The sequence below is a fragment of the Paenibacillus sp. EKM206P genome (assembly GCF_011066155.1).
In the GTDB taxonomy this organism is placed as follows: Bacteria; Bacillota; Bacilli; order Paenibacillales; family Paenibacillaceae; genus Paenibacillus; species Paenibacillus polymyxa_D.
The window spans coordinates 44459-58361 of sequence record NZ_JAAMNQ010000007.1 but is presented as its reverse complement, the minus strand read 5'-3'; the positions used below and the strand labels follow the sequence as shown (position 1 = coordinate 58361).

Genomic DNA, 13903 nt, shown 5'->3' with positions numbered 1-13903 from the left:
CATCGCCTCAGAATGTTTTCTTATTGCAATTTGAGGTGTGGCATGCTAAAATATTTTAAGTTGTGAAACGTTTGTGTTCATAAGTAATGCCTTTACAGGAGGTGAATGTAATGCCAAACATCAAATCCGCTATCAAACGCGTTAAAACTAGCGACAAACGCCGTGCGTTGAACGCTTCCCAAAAATCCGCGCTTCGTACAGCAGTAAAAGCTGCCGATACAGCGTTGGTAGGTAACGAAGCTGAAACTGCTGCTGCTGCTTTCAAAGTAGCTTCCCAAAAGCTGGACAAGGCTGTAACTAAAGGTCTGATCCACAAAAATGCAGCTGCTCGCAAGAAATCTCGCTTGGCGAAAAAACTTAACGCTCTTACAGCTCAAGCGTAAGCAAGAGCTACTTTCATACGTTAATGAAAAAAACCTGACCAGCCTTGGCTGATCAGGTTTTTTTAGTTTATAACTTTTATTCGTTTACAGCATCAGCGTTCTGCGCTACATAAGTTGACTCTATTAGCAGCACATGAGTGGAATTAGATCGAAGCCCCCGCACCCATTTTCATCAAAAATAGCTCCAGTCCCAGTACCTTGTCAACGACACCTGTTTTCATATGATAATCCAGCTCGCCCAATTCGTAGAGAAGCTGACGCAGCTGCTCAGGGCGGAACCTCCGCGCTTGGTCCCCTGCAACTTTCACCCCATAAGGATGCAAACTAAGCTGACTCGCAATTTGTTGCTGGGAATAGCTTTGACCTGCCAGCTCTTTGACCTGCAACATAATACGGAACTGTCGCGTGATCAAAGCGGCAATCTTGATCGGTTCCTCTTTTTGCTTAAGCAACTCATAAAAAATACTGAGCGCCTTATCCAGCCGCAAATTAGCCAGATCCTCAACCATCGCAAATACGTTTTGCTCTGTGTTACGAGGCACCAGAGATTCTATATCAGCGGATGAAATCGTTCCCTGTGCTCCTGCGTATAAACACAGCTTGTCTATCTCGGCAGCCAAGGATTGCAGCCCAGTACCTGTGAATTGAATGAGGCTTTCAGCAGCTCCTGCAGCCAATTGCACTTCTCTTTCTCCTGCACGCTTATGGATCCAAGCCACAAGATCATCTCCACCCATTGGAGCAAAGGCAATAACCGAAGCATCACTTTTTAGCTTTTTGACAATCTTTTTCCGTTCATCCAACTTTTCAGCCTGAACCGTAAAAACGATGACGCTATAGTCAGTCGGGTTATCCATATAAGTCAACAGCGTCTCAAGCCGGTGCTCTATCTTACCGCTATCTTTGCCTGCTGCAAATACACTGGTATCCCGTACAATAATCAGCTTCTTTGGTACCAGAAAAGGCGCTGTTTCCGCCTCCTCCACAACCACCTCAATTGGCGTTTCGGTTAAATCATAAGGAATGATGGCGAAGTCACGATGCTCCTCTTCCACCACTTTCTCTTTAAGCATCTCAACAAACTGCTTCATTTGGTATTTTTCACTACCGTATAGCAAATACACTGGCGAAATGTCGCCTTTGCGAATAGCCTTAGAGGCTGTTTTTACATCCATTTTCCGTTCCCCCCACCCACTGATCGTACCTGACATCCGAGCGGAAGGCAAGTCATGACACAAACGAAGGGACCCTACCTATAGGCAGGATCCCTTCACCACCATCTATATCAACACGGCAGCAGAAAGCTCTAGAAACTTTCGGCCGTCGGGATACGACGTCGGTTCATATAGTTTATTCCCTGTTTTTAAAAGTGTGTCAACTTCGGGAAACTATTTTCCAGTGCTGCGCGGAACGGTGTACGTATATTTACTTGCAGTCCCATCCTGCTCCGTCTCATACATAAAGGTCTGGCTGTCTTCCGACCAGCTTCCTTTGACCCAGGCACCTTTTAGAGTACGGACTTCCAGTGTTGTTCGGTCTACACCGTTATCGGAAAGCTTATACACTTTCAGCTTTTTGCCCTCAATAGCCACCGCATAGCTACCATCAGGCGAGTTGAGCTGATCTGTAGAGACAGATTGGGCACTATAGTTGGAAGCATTATTGTTGTCCGGAGAGACCAGTGAATTAGATACAAAGCCTTCTTTACGAACCGGGTCTTGTGACACGGATGATTGCTGATCATTAGAAGCTGCATTGCTGCTATCCGTTCCCAAGGCATTGCCCGAATCCTTGGTGATGCTTCTGGAAGTCGCTTCTTTCGACGCTTCATTTGACGCAATTCGATCCTGTACCTTCAAATCCTGACTAAGCGACGAAGATGAATCATTCGTACTTGTGTTACCATTATTATCGTCCTGAGCAGTACCCGCTAGGGGTGCTTTTTCCATTTTCGGTTCCAACTGTTCATCAGGAGCAATCGTGGATTGATCAGATTTTTCCTGACTTAGCTGTTTGTCCTCAGATTTAGGAGCATCTCCAGCAGACGGATTTTCCTTTGTCACCTGACGATCCGTACGTAGCTGTCCATGCCCTTCATCCTGACGAGAAGAATGTTCGGCTTGTGCAGACTTCGTCGAATCTTCCTCCCCAGCTCGCTGATCGTCACGTTCCCCAGCATCCCGTTTGGAAGAGTTCTTTTCATCGTCTGCATTAGTTGCACCTTGTTTGCTCAGGCCAGGATCTTTATCCGCAGGTGGCTGAGATGCATCCGTTTCTTGCCCCTGCTCTGACGGCTGCTTTGTAGAATCCGAACCAATGGCTGTATCATGTCCTCCACTGCCATTGGCTGTACCTGGAAGAGTTTCCGTCTGATTCTGCGGATTCGTCACTTCGGGCGACTGGGTAGTAAGTATGCCTTCCGCATCTTGTACTGTTTTAGGCTCGAAGTTAAATACTACAATCCCCAGTACAACAGCAGCGGCAGCCACGCCTATAGCAGCGCGCCCAGCCATTCGATTCCACCAAGGTATAGGCTGGGTACGTTGTCTAGGCACTGGTCCAGGCTCTACAGCCACAGGCTGCATTTCCTGAAGCGCACTTCCCTGCTCTTCACGTGCGCGGTCAATGGCATCAAGCTGAGGCAGGATGGAATCCACCAGGCTGAACGCCGGGGAAACCGCAGGCAATTCCTCCAGCTCGCGAGAGAGTGTCTGAAGAATAAGAAATTTTTCCGCACAGTCCGGGCAAGTCGCAATATGGTTCATTAATTGGGACGTCTCTTCTTCGCCCAGCTCATGATCCACATAACGCTGCATCCAATCCATCACCTCTTCCCCACACTTCATCCTGATACACCACCTTTCTGATATTCCTGAAGTAGCCCTTGCAATTGCTGTCTTGCACGATATAAGTATGACTTGACCGTATTTAGCGGCAAATCCAGAGAATCTGCAATCTCGTTATAGGAGAAATCCTGCAAATATCTTAAGACAATTACCGTCCGGTGGTGCTCCGGAAGCTGTTGTATAGCCTCACGAACATCCTGTGCCATGTAAGAGGTCAACACCTCGACCTCCACATTTTGGGGATCGTTGAATATCATGTCGTGCTCGTCAATGGAAACCGAGGGCTTCGTTCTTCTGAATTTGTCGATGCATATATTCGTTACAATGCGTTGGACCCAGGTTTTAAACTGCGCTTTTTCCTCATAAGAGTTAATTTTGGAATAGATCCGTATGAGGGCTTCTTGTGAAGCATCCATGGCGTCCTGCTCATTGTTTAGAATGTAATATGCCGTACGGTACACATGCTGTTCTATCTCTCTTAATAGGGTAATGAGAGCGTCGCGATCGCCCGATTGAGCGGCTCGAATGAGTCCCTGCTCTACCACAAAGGATCCCCCTCTCCCTGCAATATTACAGACGTATCCCTTTTACAAATTGTTGCAGGATAGACGTCTGACACTAATTTTATTTTTTCAACAAAAAAAATTATACCAAAAAGCCCAGAATCCCCAGCGTATCCTCCCTTAGAATAACAGAAAAAGGGAAGGTAGTCACCTTCCCTTAGCTCCTACTACATCTAAATGCTAGCCTATCGAGCTGCAAGATCATATTGTTACTTCTTGGAAATCAAAAAATCCGATATGCATTCTAATTGATAAGTCAGAGCAATCGGATCTTGAAAATAAAAATCTTCGATTGAGTATTGATATACTTTACCTGATTTAACGGCAGAAAGGTTCTTCACACGCTTTTAGATAAAATATCTTTTCCTTGGCTGCTCCATCACCTCTAATACCCAACATTAAATAAGAAGAGTAATTGTACCTTTATCACTTTCATATGTACGCGTGGCAGCTTCATCTCCAGTTGATGTGGTCTTGGCAGCAGCCGATTGACCGCTTTCCGTTGCAGTCTCACCCCCACTTGTAGCATTGCGCTCAATACCAGCATTAACGAAATGATGAACAAACAAGCTGAAGCTCTAAATTTAAAATAACTCACAATATTTCCCCTATTAATAATGATTCTCATTTTCATAACTCATTTGATTCTATCAAAGCTTACAGCTACTGTCCATGTAGATTGGATTCAAAGCAAACAACACACTCCTAAGAGTGAGCACCCGTTTTAGTGTGTTGTTGTATTCGTATCTGTTTTGTACTGTTTGCGTTGGTACCGCACACTCAGTTTTCCTTGCTGTGCTCGAATCTGTATCTCTCCCATCGTATCGGTTCGATATATAGCAGAATCAACTGCTGACAAACGTTCCAATACCGCTTCATTCGGATGTCCGTAAGTATTGGTCGCACCGACCGAAATGACAGATACTCTCGGTCGCCAGTAGGATAACCACTCTTCCGAGGTAGAATACTTGCTGCCGTGATGTGCTATTTTCATGACATCTATAGCATTCCTTGCCCCTCCCGTTGCTCCCTCATCTTTCAAACGGAATGAAGAAGGGGTTAATTCAGCAAGCAACAATGACTCTGCTGCATCATCCATATCTCCTGTGAACAAAAAGGAGGCTCCCTCCATCTCCAATATCATGGCAACAGAGTAATGATTTTGTTCCTTCATAACAGGCAGCTGTTCAGATTCGTTATCCGGTAGCGTAAACGGATAGAGAAAGCGGATTTTCGTAGCCTGGTCTGGTTCCCATTCCATGCTATGATGTGCCCCGTACAGCTTGATCTGCTTATCTAAAGCCGTGTTCAACAGCTTACGGAATGGAGCTTTATCTGTCAGGGTACCATTAAAAAACAAGGTAGATACGGGAATCTGGTCAAGCACAGCTTGTAATCCTCCGGCATGATCATGATCTCCGTGTGTTAAAATGACAGCATCTAGTCGATGCACACCTCGTTGCTTTAGTAAGGGTACAAGCGTATCTTTACCTACCTCGTAGGGATCTGCACGCTTGCGCCAAGCATTTTTCCCTGTTGCAAAGTCCATTGTTCCCCCGCCATCAACCAAGATATGTTTCCCGCCCGGCGTTGTGATTAAAATGCTGTCACCTTGGCCCACATCCAGATATTGAACAATTCCCGTATTCCCCTCACCAGGAGATTGGTAACCTGTATACAATATTCCAAGCCAAGCAATAACACTTAGAGCCAGTGCCAAATGACGATAACCATTCCACTGTCGACGCGCAAATCTCCCTGCTCCCTCAGGTTCAAGAGCCGTATGCAATATAGCCGCCCACTCTGAAGAAGCTGCTAATCCTGTATAGATAGTTGATGAATTGGGAGTAGAGTCCAAGACGGTAATGTCGTTCGTTTTTCTGCGGGATGTCAGCCATGTTGTGAGCCAGTACAAAACACTGTACAAAGCTACGTAATACGCTATGACCCACAGAATGGAGGAAGACGGCCAAATACTCACATAAGCATCATCCACATTCAGCCATTTTACTAGTAAAAAGGTCAAATCGTTCAATTGCTCTGCCGGCCAAGCAAAAATGCGAGCCCCATCCCCCCACAAAAAGGCAACTCCCATCGCCACCGTACCCAATGGAAGCACGATATATGTAATAAGAGGTACAAGCACAAAATTGGCCGCAAATGATAGCAGCGAAAATTGATTAAAGTAGAATACCGTCATTGGAAACGAAACAAGCTGTGCCGTAATTGTAATCGCAACTTCACCGCCGATCAGGAAAGGCCATTTGGCGAAAAACGGCTTCATAAGCGGCATATAAATGAGCAACCCACCTGTCACCAAAAAGGAAAGCTGAAAGCTGACGCTAAGTAGATAATATGGATTCCAAATCAGCATGAGCAGCGCGGATATACTTAGAATATTAAGTCCGTCTTTGAGCAACCCTCGTCGGGCTGCAAACAAGCCGATCATCGCCATAATTCCTGCCCTCACAACAGAGGCAGAAGTACCAGTCAGCAGGACATAAGCCGGAATGAGTATCATCACGACCGTAAGAGATGTCTCGCGGCTAACTCGTAACAGCCTGAGTAGATATAATAGTGTAGCTGCATATACCGCCACATGCATGCCCGATATTGCTAAAATATGCGTTAAACCAAGCTGCGTAAACTCGTTATAGGTTGCTGGGTCCAACTCATCTGTTACCCCAAGTACCAGTCCTTTCATATATCCTGCGTGATGAAGCGATGTAAATGCCAGTTCCATTCTCTGTCCTAGCTGCTCCCTAAGCTGGTCATTCCACCTGAACAAAGTGTAGCGGTTCCATAGTGAAGCATCCTGCTTCTGTAACGAGGCTGCCCCATCGCCTTTGAAAAACCAGTGGATTTCCTGTGTGTGCAGGTATTCACTGTAATCAAAGCCACCAAAGTTCCCCGCTTTTGCAGGAGCCTTTAAGGTGCCACGCAGTAGGATCGCATCTCCACGTTGCCATGCTGCCGCAAGTTGCTGTTCCTGCTTGGCAGCCAACTTGATATGAACAATGACCTGTTCAGAAATTGGTGCACGATTCTCGTCCTTGTTCGAATGATTTCCGAAGTGATTGATTGAAGTAACTCTCATCTCAAACTGTGTTCGATCACCATCTACCTGCACTTCAGAAGCGATAAACCCTGCTGCTTGAACAGGCATGTCTTCCACCATAGATGACGATACATGAAGAGCATCGGGAATACTGCTAACATTATGCATATCATGCCAAAACCAATGAAATCCACCTCCGCTGAATACAAGCCAAAGTAACACCATATGCCGGATGGGGATTTTCATCAATAAAGCTATAAGCGGAAAGATCAGAGTAATCCCCGCCCAGAGTAACAAAAGCATACGTCCAGAATACAGACATGCTCCTGCACTTCCTGTAATCCAACAAACAGTAAGGGTCAATATAGGTCTAGTTAACACAAGCTTAGCTTGAATACGATCACCTTCCGGTAGCAAACATTGCTTTCTGTTTAAAAACACAAAACAAAAAGAACCTCTGACAAAATAGCATTCGTCAGAGGTTCTTCCTCGTTTACTTTTTAATTCATAACATCCATCAGCGTTTCTTTTGGTGGATGATAGGTCTTCAGCATGCGAAAAGCGATGCCCTTTTCCTCCATCATAGCACGAACCTTGTCGGCATCTTTGGGATAAGGTCGGTGGTATACAATCTCCACAATACCGCTGTTCGCCAACATATTGGCACACGTCCAGCATGGCTGGTCGGTGACATATACTGAAGAGCCTTCACGATCAATTCGGTCAGTAAACAGCAGCAGGTTCTGCTCTGCATGAATAGTGCGAATACAACGCTGCTTTTTAACCATTTCCTCGTGCCCATCACGGTGAACGACCTCATACTCCTCTGAAATCATACAACCTGCCTCTGAACAGTCAGGCACCCCCGATGGTGCTCCATTATAGGCCGTCCCCAAGAGCTTTTTACCTTGTACAAGTACGGCTCCAACATGACGCCGCGCGCAGCGCGAACGGGTGGATACCATATAAGCGATATCCATGAAGTAGGTGTCCCAGTCCTTGCGTACATCTGCACTCATTTCCATCTCTCCCGTATAAACAAGTTAAAACGTAAAACATTTCCGCTATTGCCGTTCTCAGAGCCTGTAGATTGTAATTCTTATATAAGTTACAAGCTGACATACGGCTTCATTTTCGCCAACATTTTAGCTCCGATTCCCTTTACATGATCCAAATCGTTCACACGTTTGAACACCCCATGTTGATTACGATAGTTTAAAATAGCCTCGGCTTTTTTAGCCCCAACCCCTGGTAGCTCCATTAACTCAGCAGCAGTCGCCGTGTTGATGTTTACCTTTTTTTCGCCGGAAACGGGTGTAGTAACCGAATCACTTACCGTATTGGTCCTACTCGTCGTTGCACCACTCGAACTGACAATACCTGTGTCTGAGCTTGGATCTGCAACACCTGACTGCTTCTCGGTATTCGAATTTCCCGCAATAGAGTTTTCGCTCACAGCAGCAGATGCACCAGTAGAAATCTGCACAGTATCGCGTATCACTTTATCAGCGGTTTCAGCAATCCTACTACGCTCAGCTTTGTCTGAAGGTTCTTTTACAGCAGGCTTTTCCTGGGCAAAGTCACTGCTGCGCTGCGACTCATTTGGCTCTGAATCCATCGCCACAGCCTGCTCCACCTTATGGTTAAGTAAAGTCCACTCTTCTTGCGGCTCAGAACGCTGTCCTCCGGCAAATAAAATAAGTCCACTGCCGATTACAGCAAGCGTTATCGCTGTTCCTGTCCATACGCGTTTCATTTCCGTATCGTCCCCTACTCCACATGGATTCGAGAAATTGAGCCGACTGAAAACACCGCCTCTATCAAACAGAGCAAGTCTGTCCAATTCCCGTTTAGCCGGAGGGTGTAAACAACCTCCATACGGTCTCGCTGAGAGCATTTTTACAATAAAGTGGTACGACCCCGGGCACGATCTAACATGCTCAGACATAAAATTCGTCATGTCGGCCAAGACCAGGCGCATACACTAAGAAGAATGACAGCTGACAGCACAGCGTCTATACCGCAAAGTATGAAAGGAGGACGTTGAACAATGAAAGTTGGATTTATCGGGACTGGCAGCATGGGAAGTCTGCTAATTGAGTCTTTTATTCATTCTAACGCACTCAAGCCGCAGCAAATATCAGCAAGTAATCGAACGCATTCCAAGGTAACCGAGCTAGCCCGTCGTTATCCAGGTTTGCATGCAGCCCAAAGCAACCGTGAAACGGCAGCGGAAAGCGATGTTCTGTTTATCTGTGTGAAGCCGCTGGAATCAAAAGCCGTAACGGATGAAATACGCAACGTCATTACAGAAGAGCAAATCGTCGTATCTATCACAAGCCCGGTGCAGATTCGTATTTTAGAGCATGCAATGAAAGCTAAAGTGTCCAAAATTATCCCCAGTATCACCCACCAAGTAGGCAGCGGAGCCTCACTATGCATCCATGGAAGCCGGATTACAGAGGAGGACCGCTTCCTTCTGGAAGAGCTTATGTCCCACATCAGCAGGCCGATTCGGGTTAAAGAATCTTATACTCGGATCACGTCGGATTTTTCGAGTTGCGGTCCTGCTTTCTTGGCCTTTTTTATGGACCAGTGGATTCAAGCCGCAGTTCAAGCTACAGGTATGGACCGTACGGAGCTATGCGCTCTGGCCGGTGAAATGATCATCGGCACTGGAAAGCTGCTCACGGAAGGCGGGATGACACCAGCCGAGTTACAGGCCAGAGTAGCGGTTCCCGGAGGTATTACCGCCGAAGCTCTCGCACTGTTGGACATCAGCCTGCATAGTGTCTTTCCCGAGCTGATACAGGTAACGCACAACAAATATGAAGAGGACATGCAAAAGATAGATGTCTCCTTCGGATTAAAGCCAATTAACCGGCAACAATATTAACCAGCTTACCTGGAACAGCAATTACCTTGCGGATCGTTTTGCCGGCCAGTGCCTGCTGAACATTGTCCAACGCCACAGCGAATGCTTCCATCGCTTTAGCATCAAGATCCTTGGCAATCGTTGCACGCTGCACAATTTTACCATTCACTTGCACAACAATTTCCACTTCGGCGTCCACCGTCCATGCTTCATCATAAGCAGGCCAAGCCGCGTAGGTAATGCTATCATTGTGCCCCAGCAGCTGCCACAATTCCTCGGCCAGATGGGGTGCAAGCGGCGACAGCATTTGCACGAAGTTTTCCATTGCTGCACGCGGCAGAAGGTCTGCTTTATATGCATCGTTGGTGAAGATCATCAGCTGGCTGATCGCTGTATTGAAGCGCAGTGCATCCAGATCTTCAGTTACTTTTTTCAGCGTTTTATGCCAAGTACGATTGAACTCATCGCTACCGCCGTCATTTGTAATTTTATCGTTCAGGCTACCATCCTCGGAAACAAACAGGCGCCATACGCGGGACAGAAAACGATGTGCTCCCTCTACCCCATTCTCATTCCATGGCTTGGTCGCTTCCAGCGGCCCCATAAACATCTCATAAATACGCAGCGTATCGGCGCCAAACGTATTGACAATATCATCAGGATTAATGACATTACCGCGTGATTTACTCATTTTTTCATTGTTGTTGCCCAAAATCATACCCTGGTTGACCAGCTTATAAAAAGGCTCTTTCGTTTCCACTACGCCGATATCATACAATACCTTATGCCAGAAACGGGCATACAGCAAGTGAAGAACCGCATGTTCAGCTCCGCCAATATACAAATCAACAGGCATCCATTCACGTTGTTTCTCTTTGGATACAAGCTCTTTGTCATTTTTCGGATCAATAAAGCGCAGGTAATACCAGCAACTTCCTGCCCATTGCGGCATTGTATTCGTCTCGCGACGTGCTTTCATACCTGTCTCAGGATCAATGGTTTCCACCCAATCTGTTGCGTTCGCCAGCGGGGATTCACCTGTACCTGAAGGCTTAATATTGTCCATCTCCGGCAGTACGAGCGGAAGTTGGTCCTCAGGAACCGTTTTGATCGTTCCATCCTCCAGATGAATTACCGGAATCGGCTCGCCCCAATAGCGTTGACGGCTGAACAGCCAGTCACGCAGGCGGTAGGTGACTTTGCCGTGTCCTTTGCCCTCGGCTTCCAGCCATTCAATCATCTTCGGAATCGCTTCCTCGTTGGTAAGTCCATTCAGCGGGCCTGAATTCACGTGCGGTCCATCCTCAGTATATGGCTCATTAGCCACATCTCCACCTTGGACAACCTCAATGATATTCAATCCGAATTGCTTGGCAAATTCCCAGTCACGCGTATCGTGAGCAGGTACAGCCATAATCGCTCCAGTTCCGTAGCCTGCCAGTACATAGTCAGCAATCCAGATCGGCAGCTTTTCGCCGTTCACTGGGTTCACTGCATAAGCTCCTGTGAATACGCCTGTTTTATCCTTGGCCAGATCCGTACGCTCCAGATCGCTTTTACGAGCAGCTTGTTCACGGTACTGTTGTACAGCATCCTTTTGCTCAGGCGTAGTGATAATATCCACCAATTCCTGCTCTGGTGCCAGCACACAGTAGCTTGCGCCGAACAGTGTATCTGGGCGAGTTGTAAATACTGTGAGTTGCTCGTCATAGCCCTCAATCGGAAAACGAACCTCTGCCCCGGTAGACTTACCGATCCAGTTCCGTTGCATATCCTTAATACTCTCAGACCAATCCAGTTCCTCCAGATCATCCAGCAGACGATCCGCGTATTCCGTAATTTTCAGCATCCATTGACGCATTGGTTTACGGACGACCGGATGACCGCCACGCTCACTCTTACCGTCAATAACTTCTTCATTCGCCAGCACCGTTCCCAGCGCTGGGCACCAGTTCACAGGTACTTCAGCTACATATGCAAGGCCGCGCTTGTACAGCTGGATGAAGATCCATTGTGTCCATTTGTAATAATCAGGATCCGTCGTGCTGATTTCACGATCCCAGTCGTAGGAGAAGCCGAGCGATTTGATTTGACGGCGGAAGTTATTTACGTTTTTCACCGTAATTTCGCGTGGGTGCTCCCCTGTATCCAGCGCATGCTGCTCCGCAGGCAGACCGAAGGCGTCCCAACCCATCGGATGCAGTACGTTGTAGCCGCGCATTCTTTTATAACGTGAAACAATATCCGTAGCTGTGTAGCCCTCCGGGTGGCCTACATGCAGGCCGGCTCCAGATGGGTACGGAAACATATCCAAAGCATAAAACTTCGGTTTGCCCGGTTCTTCCCCGGTGCGGAACGTCTTGTTCTCATCCCAATATTTCTGCCATTTTGGTTCAATACTTTGCGGTTGATAGCCGTGCTTCGGCTGTGTGTCTGTCATTGTCTTTTCCTCCTCAAACGGTATGCAACAAAAAAACCTCTGCATCCCGTAGCGTGTCAGCGCTAGGGACGAGAGGTTATATTCCCGTGGTACCACCCTAGTTAGCAGAAAGCGTTCTTCGCGTTCTACTCCCTTTGCACCTGATAACGGAGGTGATCCGATGCGGGTTAATAACAGGATACAAGCACCAGTATAGGGCGTTCCTGCGTTGGACGCATATCTCCGAGGCGAGTTCACTTTGTGCTGTCAACCGGCTTGCACCACCCGCCGGCTCTCTACATGTCCAGACAAAGCTACTATTCCTCATCAGCGATTGTTTAACCGTTAATAATGGCACTATTATATTGAAAACCGCGAAAAAAGTCAAATAAGGACTACCTTTGGTGTTAAGAGCCCTCTCCATACTAATTGTTCATGACACATGCATACGAATGTTTTATAATAATTCCGAGTTAAATCGCTTCAAATTGAGATGAGTTGAGATAAGAAAGGTGAGCTGAGAAATGGCACAGATTAAAATTTACGGAATAAAAGAGACTCTAAATCCAATCAAAAAGCAACTTTCAGAGGTGATTCATTCTGCTGTGATGGATGCGCTCAAATATCCTCCTGACAAGAGGTTTCATCGTTTTTTTCCTATGGATCAGGAAGATTTTATATATGCCGATGGTCGCTCTGAGGCGTACACCATTATTGAAATCAGTATCTTTGAAGGCAGAACGATAGAAGCTAAGAAGCAACTCATTAGCCTGTTATTCCAAAGAATTAACGATCTTTTGGGTATTTCTCCACAGGATCTTGAGATTACTATATTTGAAACACCCAAACAGAACTGGGGCATTCGAGGTGTACCGGGTGATGAGCTTCAGTTGAACTATAAAGTGAATATATAAGTGCAAAAAGACGCCCTTCATGTCATCATGAAAAGCGTCTTTTTTTCCCATATTCGTTCAATGAATCTTTGCTATTTTACAGCAACATAAAACAGTCTCGCCGCGTCATCTTCTGCTTCTACCCATTCAAAATCCGCATATACCTTCACATCGCGAAAACCCGCTTTGGACAATTCTGCCTTCATCCAGTCTGGGTCATAGGCACGTTGTACATGTATTTCCTCGAAACGCTGGTATAGATCGCGTCCTTCATGTTCTGCTTTCGCAAAGATACTAAGATGATGCTCAATTTCACAACGGGGAGTGTCCAACGCACATGTCCAGATATATGAGATAGAGCGTTCGTCCAGTACGAAAGGCTGCTCTTCATCATAACGTAAAAACGTCTGGGGATGATGCACATCGAACAAAAAGGTTCCGCCAGGCTTCAGACCAACATGCGTTCTGCGAAAAGTAGAAATGATATCTTCTTCCTCCAACAAGTAATTCAGACAATCGCAAAAAGAAATTACAGAATCCACAGGCTCGGGTAAAATCCATTCTCTCATATCCTGCTGTATCCAGCGAACGCTTCCCTCACGAAACAATCGCTGTCCCTGTGGAGTGGTTTCCATTTTGCGACGGGCTACTGCCAGCATGTCAGAGGATAAGTCGATTCCAGCCACTTCGAACCCTGAGTTAACCAGGGGAATCGTAATTGAACCCGTTCCGCAGCCCAGCTCGGCCACTGTATGCGGCATCCCGTACTGATCCCAAGCCTGCCGTGCAAAGCGCAACCAGTCCGGGTACGGCATGTCCTGCATCAGCTCATCATACACATAGGCAAACTTCCGGTAAGAAGCCAT

Annotated in this window: 13 protein-coding genes and 1 other annotated feature; of the genes, 3 read left to right on the top strand and 10 right to left on the bottom strand. The window is 46.7% G+C overall.

Annotation, left to right across the window (positions count from 1 at the left end):
- Window positions 1-110 precede the first annotated feature (110 nt).
- Window positions 111-383, top strand: a complete 273-nt coding sequence (gene rpsT / locus G9G53_RS15945; protein WP_013311181.1) for a 30S ribosomal protein S20 — start codon at window positions 111-113, stop codon at window positions 381-383.
- Window positions 384-526: 143 nt separating this feature from the next.
- Here rpsT and holA read toward each other — a convergent pair whose 3' ends face one another.
- The 8 genes from holA to G9G53_RS15910 form a co-directional block, all read right to left on the bottom strand.
- The gene (gene holA, locus G9G53_RS15940) at window positions 527-1558 is read right to left on the bottom strand and encodes a DNA polymerase III subunit delta (RefSeq protein ID WP_029515366.1); all 1032 of its coding nucleotides are present in this window, start codon (window positions 1556-1558) and stop codon (window positions 527-529) included.
- Window positions 1559-1771: 213 nt separating this feature from the next.
- Window positions 1772-3229, bottom strand: a complete 1458-nt coding sequence (locus G9G53_RS15935; protein ID WP_165148979.1) for a zf-HC2 domain-containing protein — start codon at window positions 3227-3229, stop codon at window positions 1772-1774.
- Window positions 3226-3774: an RNA polymerase sigma factor gene (locus tag G9G53_RS15930; RefSeq protein WP_013311184.1), complete on the bottom strand. Its 549-nt coding sequence runs from the start codon at window positions 3772-3774 to the stop codon at window positions 3226-3228. Before G9G53_RS15930 ends, G9G53_RS15935 begins: the two co-directional genes overlap by 4 nt.
- A gap of 403 nt (window positions 3775-4177) precedes the next feature.
- On the bottom strand, window positions 4178-4390 hold the full coding sequence (locus G9G53_RS15925; RefSeq protein WP_069010454.1) for a hypothetical protein: 213 nt from the start codon (window positions 4388-4390) through the stop codon (window positions 4178-4180).
- 126 nt (window positions 4391-4516) lie between these two features.
- On the bottom strand, window positions 4517-7090 hold the full coding sequence (locus G9G53_RS15920; protein ID WP_238794849.1) for a ComEC/Rec2 family competence protein: 2574 nt from the start codon (window positions 7088-7090) through the stop codon (window positions 4517-4519).
- On the bottom strand, window positions 7020-7172 hold the full coding sequence (locus G9G53_RS26520) for a hypothetical protein (protein WP_238794850.1): 153 nt from the start codon (window positions 7170-7172) through the stop codon (window positions 7020-7022). Before G9G53_RS26520 ends, G9G53_RS15920 begins: the two co-directional genes overlap by 71 nt.
- A gap of 178 nt (window positions 7173-7350) precedes the next feature.
- Window positions 7351-7869: a deoxycytidylate deaminase gene (locus G9G53_RS15915; protein ID WP_069010453.1), complete on the bottom strand. Its 519-nt coding sequence runs from the start codon at window positions 7867-7869 to the stop codon at window positions 7351-7353.
- Window positions 7870-7958: 89 nt separating this feature from the next.
- On the bottom strand, window positions 7959-8606 hold the full coding sequence (locus G9G53_RS15910; protein ID WP_165148973.1) for a ComEA family DNA-binding protein: 648 nt from the start codon (window positions 8604-8606) through the stop codon (window positions 7959-7961).
- Between the two features lie 294 nt (window positions 8607-8900).
- On the opposite strand from G9G53_RS15910, the gene comER reads away from it, so the two are divergent.
- Window positions 8901-9746, top strand: a complete 846-nt coding sequence (gene comER, locus G9G53_RS15905; RefSeq protein ID WP_165148970.1) for a late competence protein ComER — start codon at window positions 8901-8903, stop codon at window positions 9744-9746.
- On the opposite strand, the gene leuS is transcribed toward comER, so the two are convergent.
- Complete coding sequence (gene leuS / locus G9G53_RS15900) at window positions 9727-12165, bottom strand: leucine--tRNA ligase (protein WP_165148967.1); 2439 nt, start codon at window positions 12163-12165, stop codon at window positions 9727-9729. The two genes, comER and leuS, sit on opposite strands and share 20 nt — an antisense overlap.
- Before the next feature lie 61 nt (window positions 12166-12226).
- Window positions 12227-12484, bottom strand: a binding site (T-box leader).
- A 184-nt stretch (window positions 12485-12668) separates the two neighbouring features.
- On the opposite strand from leuS, the gene G9G53_RS15895 reads away from it, so the two are divergent.
- Window positions 12669-13058: a tautomerase family protein gene (locus G9G53_RS15895; protein ID WP_165148965.1), complete on the top strand. Its 390-nt coding sequence runs from the start codon at window positions 12669-12671 to the stop codon at window positions 13056-13058.
- Window positions 13059-13129: 71 nt separating this feature from the next.
- Here G9G53_RS15895 and G9G53_RS15890 read toward each other — a convergent pair whose 3' ends face one another.
- Window positions 13130-13903 (bottom strand): class I SAM-dependent DNA methyltransferase, encoded by a 774-nt coding sequence (locus tag G9G53_RS15890; RefSeq protein WP_029515374.1) that lies wholly within the window; start codon window positions 13901-13903, stop codon window positions 13130-13132.